At 71.0% G+C, this 15,831-nt stretch carries 13 protein-coding genes, 1 tRNA gene and 1 other RNA gene; 6 read left to right on the top strand and 9 right to left on the bottom strand.

The window, feature by feature from the left end; translation table 11 throughout:
• Position 1: 1 nt before the first annotated feature.
• The 5 genes from AOM09_RS01525 to AOM09_RS01505 form a co-directional block, all read right to left on the bottom strand.
• On the bottom strand, positions 2 to 709 hold the full coding sequence (locus AOM09_RS01525; RefSeq protein WP_169747591.1) for a YesL family protein: 708 nt from the start codon (positions 707 to 709) through the stop codon (positions 2 to 4).
• The gene (locus AOM09_RS01520) at positions 709 to 2,073 is read right to left on the bottom strand and encodes an arabinan endo-1,5-alpha-L-arabinosidase (protein WP_062383312.1); all 1,365 of its coding nucleotides are present in this window, start codon (positions 2,071 to 2,073) and stop codon (positions 709 to 711) included. The genes AOM09_RS01525 and AOM09_RS01520 overlap by 1 nt, the downstream gene beginning before the upstream one ends.
• Before the next feature lies 1 nt (position 2,074).
• Complete coding sequence (locus AOM09_RS01515) at positions 2,075 to 3,025, bottom strand: carbohydrate ABC transporter permease (protein ID WP_369345987.1); 951 nt, start codon at positions 3,023 to 3,025, stop codon at positions 2,075 to 2,077.
• Positions 3,026 to 3,043: 18 nt separating this feature from the next.
• Entirely contained in the window at positions 3,044 to 4,000 is a 957-nt protein-coding gene (locus AOM09_RS01510) for a carbohydrate ABC transporter permease (RefSeq protein ID WP_082098722.1), read from the bottom strand.
• Positions 4,001 to 4,075: 75 nt separating this feature from the next.
• Entirely contained in the window at positions 4,076 to 5,485 is a 1,410-nt protein-coding gene (locus AOM09_RS01505) for an ABC transporter substrate-binding protein (RefSeq protein ID WP_062383310.1), read from the bottom strand.
• Between the two features lie 384 nt (positions 5,486 to 5,869).
• On the opposite strand from AOM09_RS01505, the gene AOM09_RS01500 reads away from it, so the two are divergent.
• Genes AOM09_RS01500 through arfA form a run of 3 tightly spaced genes read left to right on the top strand, consistent with a single transcriptional unit; the run spans position 5,870 to position 9,756 of the window.
• Complete coding sequence (locus AOM09_RS01500; protein WP_228375018.1) at positions 5,870 to 7,153, top strand: glycoside hydrolase family 27 protein; 1,284 nt, start codon at positions 5,870 to 5,872, stop codon at positions 7,151 to 7,153.
• Positions 7,150 to 8,208, top strand: a complete 1,059-nt coding sequence (locus tag AOM09_RS15080) for an arabinan endo-1,5-alpha-L-arabinosidase (RefSeq protein ID WP_062383302.1) — start codon at positions 7,150 to 7,152, stop codon at positions 8,206 to 8,208. The genes AOM09_RS01500 and AOM09_RS15080 overlap by 4 nt, the downstream gene beginning before the upstream one ends.
• 45 nt (positions 8,209 to 8,253) lie before the next feature.
• Positions 8,254 to 9,756: an arabinosylfuranosidase ArfA gene (gene arfA / locus AOM09_RS15075; protein ID WP_062383299.1), complete on the top strand. Its 1,503-nt coding sequence runs from the start codon at positions 8,254 to 8,256 to the stop codon at positions 9,754 to 9,756.
• A 64-nt stretch (positions 9,757 to 9,820) separates the two neighbouring features.
• On the opposite strand, the gene AOM09_RS01485 is transcribed toward arfA, so the two are convergent.
• On the bottom strand, positions 9,821 to 10,492 hold the full coding sequence (locus AOM09_RS01485; protein ID WP_062383297.1) for a LytR C-terminal domain-containing protein: 672 nt from the start codon (positions 10,490 to 10,492) through the stop codon (positions 9,821 to 9,823).
• Positions 10,493 to 10,523: 31 nt separating this feature from the next.
• A tRNA-Ser gene (locus AOM09_RS01480) sits at positions 10,524 to 10,611 on the bottom strand.
• A gap of 66 nt (positions 10,612 to 10,677) precedes the next feature.
• On the opposite strand from AOM09_RS01480, the gene ffs reads away from it, so the two are divergent.
• The 3 genes from ffs (at position 10,678) to recR (ending at position 13,508) form a co-directional block, all read left to right on the top strand.
• Positions 10,678 to 10,768, top strand: an RNA gene (gene ffs / locus AOM09_RS01475) — signal recognition particle sRNA small type.
• Between the two features lie 66 nt (positions 10,769 to 10,834).
• Positions 10,835 to 12,751 carry a DNA polymerase III subunit gamma and tau gene (locus AOM09_RS01470; RefSeq protein WP_062383294.1) on the top strand — a complete coding sequence of 639 codons (1,917 nt, stop codon included), beginning with the start codon at positions 10,835 to 10,837 and terminating at the stop codon, positions 12,749 to 12,751.
• A 160-nt stretch (positions 12,752 to 12,911) separates the two neighbouring features.
• Positions 12,912 to 13,508 carry a recombination mediator RecR gene (gene recR, locus AOM09_RS01465; protein WP_062383291.1) on the top strand — a complete coding sequence of 199 codons (597 nt, stop codon included), beginning with the start codon at positions 12,912 to 12,914 and terminating at the stop codon, positions 13,506 to 13,508.
• A 136-nt stretch (positions 13,509 to 13,644) separates the two neighbouring features.
• Here the strand turns inward: recR and AOM09_RS01460 are convergent, their stop codons facing one another.
• Positions 13,645 to 14,874, bottom strand: a complete 1,230-nt coding sequence (locus AOM09_RS01460; protein WP_062383289.1) for an ABC transporter permease — start codon at positions 14,872 to 14,874, stop codon at positions 13,645 to 13,647.
• A complete protein-coding gene (locus tag AOM09_RS01455; protein ID WP_062383286.1) occupies positions 14,871 to 15,809 on the bottom strand; it encodes an ABC transporter ATP-binding protein in 939 nt (312 codons plus the stop codon). The genes AOM09_RS01460 and AOM09_RS01455 overlap by 4 nt, the downstream gene beginning before the upstream one ends.
• Positions 15,810 to 15,831: the final 22 nt, after the last annotated feature.

Raw genomic sequence — 15,831 nt, 5'->3', positions numbered from 1 at the left:
GTCAGGCGAGCGAGCCTCGCGCGTCCACCTTGTCGAGCCAGCGGTCGACGATCAGGCCCGTGAGCAGCAGCGGCACCGACAGCCCGATGAGGATCATCACGGGCAGGAACCGCAGCCCGACCACGGTGAGTGCGATCACCGTGACGGCGCAGCCGATGGCCGTGAGCGGGGACAGCAGCGGCGCGACGGCGACGAAGCGCAGCGCGCGGCCCGGCGCGTCCGCATAGCGCCGCAGGACGTGCGGGGCGTAGCCCAGGCACGCGACGGCGTACGCGCCGAGCGCGATGACCGCGCCCGACAGCACTGCCGTCATGGTGTCGCCGCCGTACGCGAGCAGCACCAGCAGCTCGTACCACGCGACCGCGATCACGCCCATGAAGGGCACCGTGACGAGCGTCGCGCGCGGCCGCTCCGCGCGGTACGCGCGCCAGAAGTCCCCCCACACGGCGTCGGAGGGGTCGCCGTCGACGATGCGCCGCAGGAGCCGCGAGCCGGAGACCAGGGCGGGGCCGAGGCCCACGACCACCAGGCCGAGCGCGGTGCCGGCGATCATCAGCAGCTGGACCGCGACCAGGTGCGCGATGACCCGCAGCCACACCATGACGCGACCGGTCCAGCCGGGGACCTCGTCGATGTCCGCGGGCGAGCCCTCGAGCGGCGTCAGCCGCCGCTCGCGCTCGCTCCGTTCCCGCTCCGCCACGACAGCCATCATCCCACCCGGGTCCCCACCACGACCGTGCCCTGAGGCCCACGCGCGGCGAAGCTCAGGGTGGCAACCGCGCGCACCGCGTCCCACGCGGGGAACACCACGGCGTCGACCGGGGACTCCCCGTCGCGGGTGAACCGTCCCGCGCCATGCGCGACCAGCCCGGCGAACTCGGCCTCGCCCACCGACACCCGGCGTGACGCCTGGACCACGTCGGTGGGCAGCGCGTAGTCGACGATCTCCCACTCGCCCGCGAGGGAGGCGACGTCGGCCGGCCAGCCGGCCTCCGCATCGTCCTCCCGCTCCCCCGCCCAGGTCTGGATCGACACGAGCGGCCACCCGCCGTGCGTCCACACCAGGCGGCGCACCTGCACCTCGTGCTGACGCGGGGTCTCGGCGAAGCGGGTGTGGTGCACCAGCAGCTGGCGACCGGGCTCGGTGAGCACCGAGGCGTGGCCCGGCGCAAGGATGCCGCGCTCGGCGCCTTCGAGCCGGTGGCTCGCGAGGACGGTCAGGCCCACCGCGAGCGGATCGGCGTCGAGGTCCGTCATCGACCGGCCCTCGTGGTCCACGTACGGACCGTAGAGGTCCTCGGCGACCGCGACGCGCACGTGGTACGTGCTCACCAGCGAGTCGTAGGAGACGATGAGCGCCCAGCCGCCCCCGGGACGGGGCACCAGGTACGGGCCCTCGATCGCGGTGTCGACGGACCGCGGCCGCCGCGCGATGAGCGTCCCGAGGGACGATGCGGGCGCGCCGTGCTGTCCGGGTGCGGGCGCCGGCGCGTCGAGCGCGAAGCCGGTGACGGGATCCACCTCGAAGATGTGGAGCCCGCCGAAGAAGGAGCCGTAGACCAGGTGGTGGCGGTCGCCGTCGATCACGAGCTGCGCGTCGATGGCGTTGTGGCCGTCGCGGTCGTGCTCCGTGGCCACGACGATGCCGCGGTCCTCCCACGGGCCGCGCGGATGCGGCGCGACGGCGAGGCCGATGGCCGAGGTGCGCGAGCCGAACGTGGACGCCGAGTAGTACATGCGCCACTCGACCCCCGCGGCGGTGTCGACGCGCACCACGTCGGGCGCCCACAGGCCCTCGGCGCCCGCGTGCGCGTGCGCCGGGCCGGGCACGCCGTCGAGCGCGCAGCCCACGTGCTCCCAGGAGACCAGGTCGGCGGAGCGGCGGATCTGCGCGCCCGAGGCGCGCAGGGGACCGTCGGCGTCCGCGTCCGTGGAGAACAGCCAGTAGACGCCGTCGTCGTCCCGGACCGCGGTGGGATCGTGCGCGTTGCGCGCGCCCCACGTGGACGGATCGGGCCGTGATGGGCCGGCGGCCCCGGTGGAAGCCGGGGCCGCGTCGTCGAGGTGGGTCATGTCAGGTCTTCGATCCGGTGAGCGCGATCGACTCGATGATCTGACGCTGGAAGATGAGGAAGACCACCAGGATCGGGATCACCGAGATCACCGACGCGGCCATGATGAGCGGGTAGTCGCGCTGCGTCGCGTACTGGACGTTCATGTTCGCGATGACCACCTGGAGCGTCTGCTTCTCAGGCGTGTTGAGGTAGATGATCGGCGCGAGGTAGTCGTTCCACACCGCCATGAACCACAGGATGAACTGGGCGGCGATCGCCGGGCGCATGAGCGGGAACATCATGGTCCAGAAGATCTTGAGGTAGCTCGCGCCGTCGATCTTCGCGGCCTCGACCAGGGAGTCCGGCACGTTGTGCAGGTACTGGCGCAGGAAGAAGATCATGATGACGTTGCCCAGGATGACCGGCACGATCAGCGGCAGCAGGGTGTCGACCCAGCCGATCTTCGAGAACATGACGAACTGCGGGATCATCAGCGTCGGGAACGGGACCATCATCCCCGACAGCAGCATGAGGAAGATCGCGTTCTTGCCGGGCAGGCGCAGCTTCGCGAGCGCGAAGGCCGCGAGCGAGGAGAAGAGCGTGCCGACCACCGTGACCGACACGGCGACGATGAGCGAGTTCTTGATGCCGGACAGTACGTACGTGTCGTCGAAGACGCGCGCGTAGGTGTCCCACACGAACGGGTCGGGGATCCACTCGGGCGGCAGGGAGTAGACGCCCTCCTTGGTCTTGAGCGAGGTCGAGACCATCCACACGAGCGGGGCGGCCATGACGATGGCGCCGAACGACAGGATGAGCGTGAGGACCGCGTTGACCGCGGGGCTCTCCTGCGTCGCCGCCTTGCGCTGGAACATGCCCGGGCGCTGCTGGGGAAGCCTGCGGCCGGCGTCCGCGGCGGTGTCCGCGATCGCGCTCGAGGCGGAGCGGGCGGTGTTCTGGTTGAGGCTCATTGCGATGTCTCCTTCGCCTCAGTCGATCGAGAAGTCGTTGGCACGGTTGATGCGGAACTGGATCACCGTGACGATGAGGACCAGGATTCCCAGCACCAGCGCCATCGCGGTCGCATAGCCCATCTGGAGGTTCCGGAACGCCTGGTTCCAGACGTACCAGACCAGGGAGGCCGTGCTCCACGACGGTCCGCCCGTCGGGGTCATGATGTTGATCTCGGTGAAGATCATCGAGCCGCCGATGATGTTGGTCACCACGAGGAAGAACGTGACGGGCTGCACCATGGGCCACGTGATCTTGGTGAAGCGCTTCCAGCTGGTGGCGCCGTCCAGGGCGGCGGCCTCGTACAGCGAGCGCGGAACGGCCTGCACGGCCGCGAGATAGAGGAGCGTGGAGTAGCCGAGGCCCTTCCACACGGCCATGATGATGAGCGCGGGCTTGGCCCACGTCGGGTCCATGAGCCAGTTCGGGCCGTCGATGCCGACGAGGCCGAGCGCCTGGTTGACCAGGCCGAAGTCGCCGTTGTACGCCCACTGCCAGAGGATGGCGACGGCGGCGAGCGACGAGATGACGGGGATGTAGTACACCGTCCGGAAGAAGGTGCGGCCGCGGATCTTGCGGCTCAGCGCGAGCGCGAGCGCGAGCGAGAGGGCGAGGCCGATCGGGATGCCGATCATGTAGAAGACGGTGTTCCACAGCGCCTTCCAGAAGTACGGGTCCTGCAGCAGCCTCGTGTAGTTGTCGAGACCGATGAAGGTCATGTTGCCGATGCCGTTCCAGTTGGTCAGCGAGGCGTAGACCGAGAACCCGAGCGGGAACAGAAGGAAGGCGATCCACCCGATCACCGGCGGCGCCATGAAGGCCGCCGCCCACGCGTGCTCCCGCCGGTGGAGCTTGTTGTTGGCCTTGCGGGACGCCTTCGCGTCCTCCTTGGTCCACACGGTGGTGGGCTCGGCGGGGGGTGCCGTTGTCGCCATGATCTGTTCCTTACGTCCCGCAGGGGGTCGGGGGCCGCCGCACGGGCGACGGCCCCCTTCCCTGCTGTCCTGCTGTTAGCCCTGGGCCTTCGCCTGGTCGGCGCTGATCCACGACTGGTCGAGCAGCTGCTGCATCTCAGGCTGCTTCGCCGCGAGGAAGTCCGCAGCGGTCTGCGAACCGTTGTCGACGACGTTCTCGATGCCGATCCAGAAGTTGTCGTACCACTCCGGGGTGTAGGTCCACACGCCGGGGAGCGGCTTGCCCTTCGACTCGGCGATCTCGAGGAACGCCTTGGTGTTGGCGGGCCAGCCGGCGGCGGGCGCGTCGGTCTCGATCCACTCGCCGGTCGCGTAGTCGATGAGGTTCGGGATCTGGACCTTGTTCTCCGCGAGGATCTTCTGCGCGTCGAGGTCGGTCGACAGGTAGGTCGCGAGCTGGGCCGCGAGCTCCTTGTTCTTCGAGTTCTCCGACACCGCGATGCCGAGCGAGCCGAGCCAGGTCGACCACTCGTCACCCTCGTTGGCGACGGGGTAGGGGATCACGTCGTAGCCGAAGGTGTCGGGGTTCTCCTCCGCCACCGAGTTGTACGTGGCGATGTCCCACGGCGCGACCGGGAAGAAGCCGATCTCGCCGGCCATCCAGCGCTGGTACGTGTCGAGCGTCTGCGCCTGCTCGGCCGAGGGGGTCACACCCTCGACGAGGCCCAGGTCGGCGAACCACTGCAGCGCGTCGGCGAAGGCCGGGTCGTCGACCGTGACGGTCTTCTGGTCCTCGGAGATCCAGTCGGCGCCGGCGCCCCAGATGAAAGCCTGCGAGTTCCACACGACGTTGAGGCCGGTGCCCCAGGTCTCGTAGTCGAGCTCGTCGGACTGCGTGAGCTCCTTGCACAGCGCCACGAACTCGTCGAACGTCATCGGCTCGTCGGCCGACGGGGCCTCGAGGCCCAGCTTGTCGAACAGGACCGTGTTGTAGCCGAAGCCGAACGGGCCGACGTCCTTGGGGAGGCCGTAGAGCGGGTCGGCGGAGTCGCCGCGGGCGCCGGTCTCGGTGTTGAAGCGGTAGGCGTCGGTGCCGAAGGACCAGATGTTGTCGATGGTCTCCTGCGGCACGTACGACGTGAGGTCCGCGAGGACGCCCGCGTAGACGTAGCCCATCATCTTGCCGGGCTCGATGTAGAAGACGTCGGGCACCTTGTTGCCGGCGATGGCCGCCTGCAGCTTGGTCGCGTACTGATCGGCGTCGGTGATGATCATCGTCACCGATGCGCCGGTCTCCTCCTCGAACTTGTCGATCGCGGCCTGGTAGGCGAGCTTGTCGTAGTCGCCGCCGCGGAACATGAACGTGAGCTCGTTGGGGGCGTCGCCGCCCGCCGTGTCGGGCTCGGGGCTACCCGAGGCGTCGCCGCCTCCACCGCTGCTGCACGCCGCGAGGGTGAGCGCACCCACCATCGTGGCGGTGACGGCCGCTGCCTTGAACTTTCGCATTTGCCTGCCTCCCTGATCATCGTCGATGAGTGAGGTCGGGCCCGGATGCGGCTGCGCCCTGATGAGGCCAGTGTCGCATCCCGGTCGTCGTTGACCCCAGGCTCTGGTGTCGACCCTTTGTCGACGCCTTTACAACGATGGAACAATGACACGGGAGCGGGGCGCCGGTCAAGTCGGACAGGTCACGATTCTGAAACAGCATCGCGATTACGCAACATGCCAGGGACGATGCGCGAAATCGGGCGCGCCGGACGCCCGAAACGCCCCTCGGTGGGCCGTATGGCCGACTTGCCGCGACCGCCCGGGCGGTACCCTCCGGTTGACGATCGCCGCCCGATTTGGGCACGATTGCCTTACAACGATGTAGACAGGAGGATCCCTCGCATGCGAGCCGCGACACCCCCCATGGGCTGGAACACCTGGGACAGCTATGGCACCACGGTGACGGAGGAGGAGGTCCTCGCGAACGCCCGCGTGATGGCGGACCGCCTGCTGCCGCATGGCTGGGACACCGTCGTGGTGGACATCGCCTGGTACGACCCGACCGCCCGCTCGCACGGCTACAACGACGGCGCCCCCCTGGAGCTCGATGCCTTCGGCCGCCAGATGCCGGCCCCGAACCGGTTCCCCTCGGCCGCCGGCTGCGCGGGGTTCGGCCCGCTCGCCGCGCAGGTGCACGCGCTGGGGCTCAGGTTCGGCCTCCACATCATGCGCGGCATCCCGCGCCTCGCGGTCGAGCGCGACCTCCCCATCCACGGCACGGGTTTCACGGCGGCGCAGGTGGCCGACCTCGACCACGTGTGCGCGTGGAACCCCGACAACTACGGGCTGAACCACGACCACCCGGGTGCCCAGGCGTACTACGACGCGCAGGTCGCGCAGTTCGCCGCGTGGGGCGTCGACTTCATCAAGGCCGACGACATGCAGGCGCCGTACTACGACCGCGAGATCGCGGCGTACGCGCTCGCGATCGAGCGCTCCGGCCGGGACATCGCGCTGTCGCTCTCGCCGGGCACGCACCTGTCGACCGCGCACCTGCCCCACCTGCGCGAGTACGCGCAGATGTGGCGCATCTCCGACGACCTCTGGGACCGCTGGGAGGACCTCCACGCGCAGTTCGCGCGCCTCGCGCGCTGGGCCCCGTTCCAGCAGGCGGGCGGATGGGCCGATGCGGACATGCTGCCGTTGGGTCGCATCGGCATCCGCGCGGAACGCGGCGAGCCCCGCGACTGCCGCCTGACGCTCGATGAGCAGCGCACGATGCTGAGCCTGTGGTGCATGGGCCGCTCCCCGCTCATGGTGGGCGGCGACCTCCCCACGAGCACGCCCGATACGCTCGAGCTGCTCGCCACGCCCGCGGTCGCGGAGGTCCTCCAGGGCTCCGTCGACGGCCGCGAGCTGCTCCGCGAGCCGCTGCCGGGCGGCGAGCTCATCGTGTGGGCCGCCCGCGCCGCCGCCTCGGACCGCGTCTACGCCGCCGTGTTCTGGACCGGCGACGAGCCCTTCCAGGCGAGCGTCGCGCTCCCGTCGATCCTTGGCACCGCGGTGCACGATGCGGCGCTCACCGACCTCTGGCCCGGCCAGACGGCGGAGGTCCAGGACGGCCTCCTCACCGCGACCGTGCCCTCGCACGGAGTCGCGTGGGTCGCGCTGGACCCGACCGCATGAGGGCGCGCAGCGCGCTGGCCGTCGGCGGCGCCGTCGCCGCGGCCGCGGCGGTGGGCGTCGGCATCGCCGTGTGGAGCCCGTGGTCCGAGGACGTCGTGGCGGCCACGGCGCTCGAGCTGAGCGGCGACATCCGCACCCACGACCCGGCGCTGGTCGCGGGCGAGGACGGCGAGGACTGGTACGTCTACTCGACCGGCGACGTGCAGAAGGGCCTGGGCTCGCCCCAGATCCGGCGCTCGACGGACGCGGGCGCGACCTGGGAGTACGTCGGCACCGTGTGGACCGCCTCGACCCGTCCCGAATGGGTCTACGAGGAGGTCTCCGGGGTCCAGAACTTCTGGGCGCCCGAGCTCGTGGAGCACGACGGCACCTGGTACCTCTACTACGCCGCCTCGACCTTCGGCACCAACGGCTCCGTCATCGGCCTCATGACCTCCCCCACGCTCGACGTCGACAGCCCGGACTACGGCTGGACGGACCAGGGCATGGTGGTCCGCTCGACCCCCGGCGTGGACAACGTCAACGCGATCGACGCGGGCGTCATCACCGCGGAGGACGGCACGGCGTGGATGACCTTCGGATCCTTCTGGGGCGGCATCCAGCTGATCGAGCTCGAGTGGCCGAGCGGCAAGCCCGCCGAGGGCGCCGAGCCGACCACCATCGCGACCCGCAACAACGCGACCAACGCGATCGAGGCGCCGTACCTCATGTACCGCGACGGGTACTACTACCTGTTCGTCTCGCGTGACTCGTGCTGCCAAGGCACGGACTCGACGTACTCGATCGCGGTGGGCCGCGCCACCGAGATCACCGGCCCGTACCTGGACAGCTGGGGCAACCAGATGATGTACGACGGCGGCGACGAGCTGCTGTCGACGCGCGGCAGCATGATCGGCCCCGGCGGCCAGTCGTACTCGCACGGCTACCTCGCGTTCCACTACTACGACGAGACCCTGGGCGGCGACTTCCAGCTCGCGATCCGCGAGCTTGCCTGGACCGAGGACGGCTGGCCCGTCGCCTGGACCGCGGACGAGCTCGCCGAGCCGAACCGCTGAACCCGACCACCCGCATCGTCCCTGCTCAACGAGGAGAAGAAACGCATGACCACCATCACCTTGCACCCCGACTTCCGCATCGGCCCCGTGGACCGCCGCGTCTTCGGCTCGTTCGTCGAGCACCTGGGACGATGCGTGTACACGGGCATCTACGAGCCCGGCCACGCGACGGCCGACGCGCACGGCTTCCGCGGCGACGTCGCCGACCTCACGCGTGAGCTCGGGGTGACGATGCTGCGCTACCCGGGCGGCAACTTCGTCTCCAACTACACGTGGGAGGACGCGGTCGGGCCCGTCGGGCAGCGCAAGCCGTTCCTCGACCTCGCGTGGCGGACCGTCGAGCCGAACCTGGTGGGCACCGACGAGTTCCTCCAGTACTGCGAGCGTGAGGGGATCGAGCCGATGATGGCCGTGAACCTGGGCACGCGCGGCATCGACGCGGCCATCGGGCTGCTCGAGTACTGCAACGGCGAGGCCGGCACCAAGTGGGCCGACATGCGCATCGCCAACGGCCGCGAGGAGCCCTACGGCGTGAAGCTGTGGTGCCTGGGCAACGAGATGGACGGGCCGTGGCAGATCGGCCACAAGGACGCCCACGAGTACGGCAAGCTCGCCGCGGCGACCGGCCGCGCGATGCGTCAGGTGGACCCGTCCATCGAGCTGGTCGCGTGCGGCTCGAGCTCGATGATGATGGACACGTTCGGCGAGTGGGAGCGCACCGTGCTCTCGTACTGCTACGACGTGGTCGACCACATCTCCATGCACGCGTACTACGAGGAGATGGAGGGCGACCGCGCCTCGTTCCTCGGCTCCGGCACCGCGATGTCGACGTTCATCGAGCGGGTCGCCGCGTCCGCCGACGCGATCGGCGCGCAGAAGCGCTCGGACAAGCGGATCTCGATCAGCTTCGACGAGTGGAACGTCTGGTACCTGTTCTCACGCTTCGTCGGCGAGACCAACCTGCCCGTCCAGAAGGATGCGCCGCGCATCATCGAGGACGTGTACTCCGCGCTCGACGCCGTGGTGGTGGGCGACCTCATCATCAGCCTGCTGGGCCACGCCGATCGCGTCGCCGTCGGCTGCCTCGCGCAGCTGGTCAACGTGATCGCCCCGATCATGACCGAGCCGGACGGCCCGGCGTGGAGGCAGACCACGTTCCATCCGTTCGCGACCGCCGCGCGCCTCGCGCGGGGCGACGCCCTGCAGGTCAAGGTCGACTCCGCGACCATGGCGACCGCGAAGCACGGCGACGTGCCCGTGGTGACCGCCGCCGCGACCGTCGACCCGTCGACCGGGGCGCTCGCGCTGTTCGTCACCAACCGCAGCGACTCCGAGCAGGAGGTGACGCTGCGGCACCCCGGTGCCACCGCGCGCATCGACGGCGGCAGCGCCGTGCTCGCGGACCACGTGGGTCCGCGCGAGGGCCAGGAGGCCGCGGAGTCCTACGGCATGGTCGACGCGCTTCCCGTCTCGCACGAGGACGGCACGATCACCCTGCGCCTGGCTCCCGAGTCCTGGACCGCGTTCCACGGCACGCTCGAGGGCTGACGCCCTCGGGGACGATGCGGCGCGCGCCGCATCGTCCCACCGGCCGTGCCGGCGGGAAGGGCAGTTAGCCGTCTGCCTTCTCGGCGTCGACGGGGTTGTCAGGGAGGCTGCGCGGGGCGGGCTCGGGCGTGATGAGGCTCGCCGGCAGGCACTCCGCGTTGGCCGTGAGCGAGGTGCCGGGCGCGAGCTCCGCGTCGAGCTCGGAGCGCAGGTTGCCGCTCTCGTAGGCCTCGCCCAGGACGACGTCCACGAGCGACCCCTCGCGGTTGTCGAGGACCATGTCGACCTCGCCGTCGAAGTTCCGCGCCACCGTGTAGGCCTGGCGGATGCCGTCAGGACCGAAGTAGAGGCGGACGTTGTCCTGGTAGGTCCGGCTCCAGTTCGAGGTGCTCACGATCACGTAGTTGCGGTCGTCGAGCTCCGTCGACACCGCGCCCGCGAGCCCCGAGATACCGGTGCCGTTGAGGACCCTGACGCCGACGTTCTTGTGCGCCATCGCGGTGCTGCTCGGCGGCGGGCACACGAGCGTGACGTTGCTCTCGAAGGCGCCCTCGGGGGTCACGAAGGGCTGCGAGATGGGGCCCGCGATCTCGCCCTTGTAGACGCCGGCGGCGAAGATAGCCGCGAACGCGACGCCGATGAGCAGGACTCCGAAGACGATGATCTGGCGTTCGCGGCGGTGGCGGCGGACCTGAGCGCGCCGGGCGTCGGGGCGTCCGTTCGCTCGCTCGGTCACAGGCACCATCCCGTCGCGGATCGAGTACTACTGGCGGAGGATAGGGGATTCGAACCCCTGAGGGCTTGCACCCAACACGCTTTCCAAGCGTGCGCCATAGGCCACTAGGCGAATCCTCCAGGCCCGGAAACTATACCCGATCCTGCGGACACTTCCGCACTCGCGCAGCCGTTAGACTGGACGGCAACCCCCCACGTGGCGATACCTCGCCCAACTCCCCCAGGTCGGGAACGAAGCAAGGGTAAGCGGGCTCTGTCGGGTGCGTGGGGGGCCTCTTCATGCCCGCACGATGCTGTGGCGGGCTTTTCCTGGGCGTCGGAGCCCCGCACTAGAGTCGTACCCGTGACCACCGCCCTGTACCGCCGCTACCGTCCCGACAACTTCGCGGACGTCGTAGGCCAGGAGCACGTCACCGTCCCCCTCATGCAGGCGCTTCGCGCGGACCGCGTCAACCATGCCTACCTGTTCTCGGGTCCGCGCGGCTGCGGCAAGACCACCTCCGCGCGCATCCTCGCGCGCTGCCTCAACTGCGCGGAGGGGCCCACCGACACCCCGTGCGGCACGTGCCCCTCGTGCGTCGAGCTGGCCCGCGGGGGCGCAGGCTCGGTCGACGTCGTGGAGATCGACGCGGCCTCGCACAACGGCGTGGACGATGCGCGCGAGCTGCGCGAGCGCGCGGCCTTCGCCCCGGCGCGCGACCGGTACAAGATCTTCATCCTCGACGAGGCCCACATGGTCACGCCGCAGGGCTTCAACGCGCTCCTCAAGCTCGTCGAGGAGCCGCCGCCGCACATCCGCTTCATCTTCGCGACCACGGAGCCCGAGAAGGTCATCGGCACCATCCGCTCGCGCACGCATCACTACCCGTTCCGCCTGGTGCCCCCGCCCGTGCTCACCGCCTACATGGAGACGCTGTGCACCGCCGAGGGCGTCGAGGTCGCGTCGGGCGTGCTGCCGCTCGTGGTGCGGGCCGGCGGCGGCTCGGTGCGCGACAGCCTCTCCGTGCTGGACCAGCTCATGGCGGGATCCGACGAGTCGGGCGTCACCTACGACCGCGCGATCGCGCTGCTGGGCTTCACGGACGCGACCATGCTCGACGACGCGGTCGACGCCATCGCGGCGGCGGACGGCGCCTCGCTGTTCGACGTGGTGGAGCGGGTGATGTCGACGGGGCACGAGCCGCGACGGTTCGTCGAGGACCTGCTCGAGCGGCTGCGCGACCTGTTGCTGCTGTGCGCCGCAGGGGACGCCGGCGCGCGGGCGCTCGGCTCGCTGCCCGAGGACCAGCTCGAGCGCGTGCGCGCGCAGGCCCGCCGGCTCGGCCTCGCGCGCGGCTCCGCGGCGGCCGACCTGGTGAACGACGCCCTCACGCACATGGTGGGCGCGACCTCGCCTCGGCTGCACCTCGAGCTGCTGTGCGCGCGCCTGCTCGCCTCGGAGCCGGGGGTCGCGCCCGTGGCGGCGCCTGTTTCCGTGGCGGCGCCCGCCGTCGCGCCCGTGACGGCTCCTGTTCCCGTGGCCGCGCCCGCGGCTGCGGCCGTCTCGGCTCCTGCGCCCGCGGCCGCCCCGGAGCCCGCGGCACCCGCCGACAACGACGACTGGACGCCGGCGCCCGCCGCAGCGGCATCCGCGGCACCGGCGGCACCGGCCGCGCCCGAGCCCGTGGCGGCGCCCGCGGGCGGCGCGGCCGACACCGAGCTGGTGCGCCGTCGCTGGCCCGAGGTGCTCGGCACGCTCGAGCGGTGGCGCGTCACGTGGACGCTCGTGAGCCAGAACGCCCAGGTGCACGCCGTGGCGGACGGCCTGCTCACCCTCGCGGTATCGAACCCGAACCTGGTCGCGATGCTCGACGGCGGCAAGCACGCGGAGAACCTGCAGCTCGCGCTGCGCGAGACGCTCGGCATGCAGCTCAAGATCACCGCGGTCGCCGGCCCGTCAGGACCGGCCCCCGCCCGTCCGGCCGCGCCGCCCGCCGCCCGACCCGCGCCCGCGCCCGCCGCCGCCCCGCCGGCCCCGGCGGCGGTTCCCGCCGCATCGTCCCCCTCACGGCCCGCAGCCGCATCGTCCGCCCCTGCGTCCGCCGCATCGTCCTCGCCGTCCGCGGAGGAGCCGCCGCCGTGGGACGTCCCGCCGCCGGACGACGAGCCTCCCTACGAGGAGGAGGAGATCTCCGCCGACGACGCCCGCGCGGCAGATGCGGGTCTGAGCGCGACGGAGATCCTCGCGAAGGAGCTCGGCGGGGTCGTCATCGAGGACTGACCTCCGGCGGACGCGGCGCGCCCGCCGCCCGCCGCCTACCTCAACTCGCGTCAATCGCGAAATGGGGCGCTGGCGGTCGCTTTCGGGCCCCAGTTGCCTCCCATGGGGCACCCGCGGTCGCTGACCGGCGGCGGCAGCCCGACCGCCTACGCTTGTCCCCATGTACGACGGCGCGGTTCAGGACCTCATCGACGAGCTCGGCCACCTCCCGGGCATCGGCCCGAAGAGCGCCCAGCGCATCGCCTTCCACATCCTCAGCACGGACCCCGCTGACGTCCGCCGCCTCGCCGAGGCGATCACCACGGTCAAGGAGAAGGTGCGCTTCTGCACCACGTGCGGCAACGTCGCCGAGTCCGAGCAGTGCCGGATCTGCACGGACCCGCGCCGCGCGGAGGACGTGCTGTGCGTGGTCGAGGAGCCCAAGGACGTCGTGGTCATCGAGCGCACGCGCGAGTTCCGCGGGCGCTATCACGTGCTCGGCGGCGCGATCGATCCCATGAACGGCGTTGGCCCTGATGATCTGCGGATCCGCGAGCTCCTCACCCGCCTCGGCGACGGGCGCATCGAGGAGGTCATCATCGCGACCGATCCCAACATCGAGGGCGAGGCGACCGCGACCTACCTCACGCGCATGCTCGCCCCCATGGGCGTGACGGTGTCGCGCCTCGCCTCGGGCCTGCCGGTCGGCGGCGACCTCGAGTACGCCGACGAGGTCACGCTCGGCCGCGCCTTCGAGGGCCGCCGCAAGGTCAGCTGACCCCTCCCCGCTCTCGACGCTGCCAACGGATCGAGTCCCGGTTCGCGGGCGTGTCGCGCCTGTTTTCGGGCGACACGCCGCGCACCCGGGACCAGCTCCGTTGCAGGCGTCAGGGGCGGTCGCGGGGTCAGGGGCGCTAGGCGACTCGCGTGCCCTGACGGAGCTTCGTGTATGGGACCCGCAGGCGTGCGACCACGATCCACATCGCGCCCGCGAGCAGCACGCCCTGGACGCCGAGCCCGATCCACGGCGCGCGCGGGTACACGGAGTTGGCCTCCTGCTCCGCCTCCCAGTCGCCGCCTCCGCCGTTGTAGACCTCGCCGTTCTGATCGGCGACGAGCATCGCGCACTCGTCCCACTGCTCACCTGCGAGGTCGGACTCGGACGGCCCGACCCGGGAGTCGCTCACCCACCGGTGCATCTCGGCGAACAGGCCGGGCGCGGCGCGGCCGTCCTCCTCCCACGTCTCGAAGCTGATGATCGGCGAGGACTCCCCGATCAGCACCACCGGATTCGCCAGCAGCAGCCAGGCGGTGCGCTCGGTATGCGGGACGCCGTACTCGTACGGGTCGTCCGGGGCGCGGCACGGCAGCGTGGACGGGTCGACCTCGGACCAGTCCCAGGTGTCGTACGCCTCGCGCTGCTCGTCCGTGAGCGCCTCGTAGTCGATGTAGCGCGACTGGTCGGTCACGGTCTCCGACACCAGCGGCTGCGTGAAGACGAAGGCCAGCAGCGTGCCGAGCAGGAGCGCGCCGGTGGTGAGATGCGCGAGCGAGACCGAGGCGACGGCGCGCGCCGCGAGCGACGACCATGCGAGCCCGATCGCGGTCGAGGTGAGGACCACCAGCAGGATCACGCCGATGACCACGATCAGCTCGCCGACATGCCAGCCCGAGCGCGTGAACGCGTAGACCAGGAACGGCGTCATCGTGAGCAGCACCGCGAACGCGATCAGCCACGAGGCGAGCAGCTTGCCGAACGCCAGGTCGCCCGCCGTGAGGCGCGTCATCTGCAGCGGAGCGAGCACCCCCTCCGAGGAGTCGCCGTTGATCGACGTCGCCGCGAGCGACGGAGCGATGAGCATGCCGGCGCCGAGGACCAGCACGAGCACGAGCTCCATGGGCGTCGACGACTTCTCGTCGCCGCTGACGACGGCGAGCAGGACGCCGAGGCCCAGGATCGCCGCGAGCAGGAGGCCGTAGAAGATCCATCCCTTGACGGTGGGGCGCCGGCGCAGCAGCTCGATCTGCGTGACCAGCAGCGTGCCGCGCACGGTCGGGTGCCACGGGTTGCCCTTCGCAGGACGGCGGGACGATGCGGGAGCCGGCTGAGGCGCCGCGGCGGGGCTGTCGTCGAGCACGGTCATCGCCGCTCCTCCTCCATCGTCATGTACGTCTGCTCGAGCGCGCTTCCGGCGGGGCCGAAGCGATGCACCGGCACGCCCTTCGCCATGAGCCAGGCGAGGGCCTGCGCGGCCTCCTCCTCGCTGCCGACGCGGATCACCGCGCCGGTCGGCTCGTCGTCGAACGGCACACGTGCCTCCGCGAGCACGCGGTGCAGCAGCGCATCGTCGAGCGTGCCGATGCGGTAGCGGGTCCGCGCGTCGGCGACCTTCGCGGCGATCTCGTCGCCCAGGGTGCGGCCCTTGGACATGAACACCGCGTCGTCGACCATCTCGTCGAGCTCCGCGAGCACGTGGGAGGACACCAGAACGGCCTTGCCCGCGGCCGCGAGCTCGCGCACCAGGGTGCGCAGCTCGACGCGCGAGCGCGGGTCGAGGCCGTTGGCGGGCTCGTCCATGAGCAGCACCGCCGGGTCGTTCATGAGCGCGCGGGCAATGGACAGCCGCTGCTTCTGCCCGCGCGACAGCACGCGCGTGGGCCGGTCGGCGAACTCGTCGAGGTGGACCATCGCGAGCAGCGCCGCGCCGCGCTCGCGCGCCTCGTGCGCGTGCAGCCGGAAGCCGCGTCCCATGAGCGTGAGCGTCTGGAGGCATGTGAGGTTGTCCCACGAGCCGAGCTGGTCGGGCATCCAGCCGATCGCGTCGCGCACCGCCGCCGCATCGTGCCGCGGGTCGGCGCCGGCGACGCGGATCTCGCCGGAGTCGGGCCGCAGCAGCCCCGCGAGCATGAGCATGAGCGTGGTCTTGCCGCAGCCGTTCGGCCCGATGAGCGCGGTGACGGTCCCCGGCTGCACCTCGAGCGTCGCATCGACCACCGCATGCACCGAGCCGAAGGAGCGGGCGACGCCGCGCGCGCTCACCGCCGCGGTCGCGAGCACCGCCGTGGATGTCTCCACCATGGATCCCCCTGGTACAGGCGCG

Source organism: Demequina iriomotensis, assembly GCF_000971395.1.
Lineage (GTDB): Bacteria > Actinomycetota > Actinomycetes > Actinomycetales > Demequinaceae > Demequina > Demequina iriomotensis.
Note: the sequence above shows the minus strand (reverse complement) of the source record. Positions and strands in the feature narration are given on the sequence as shown.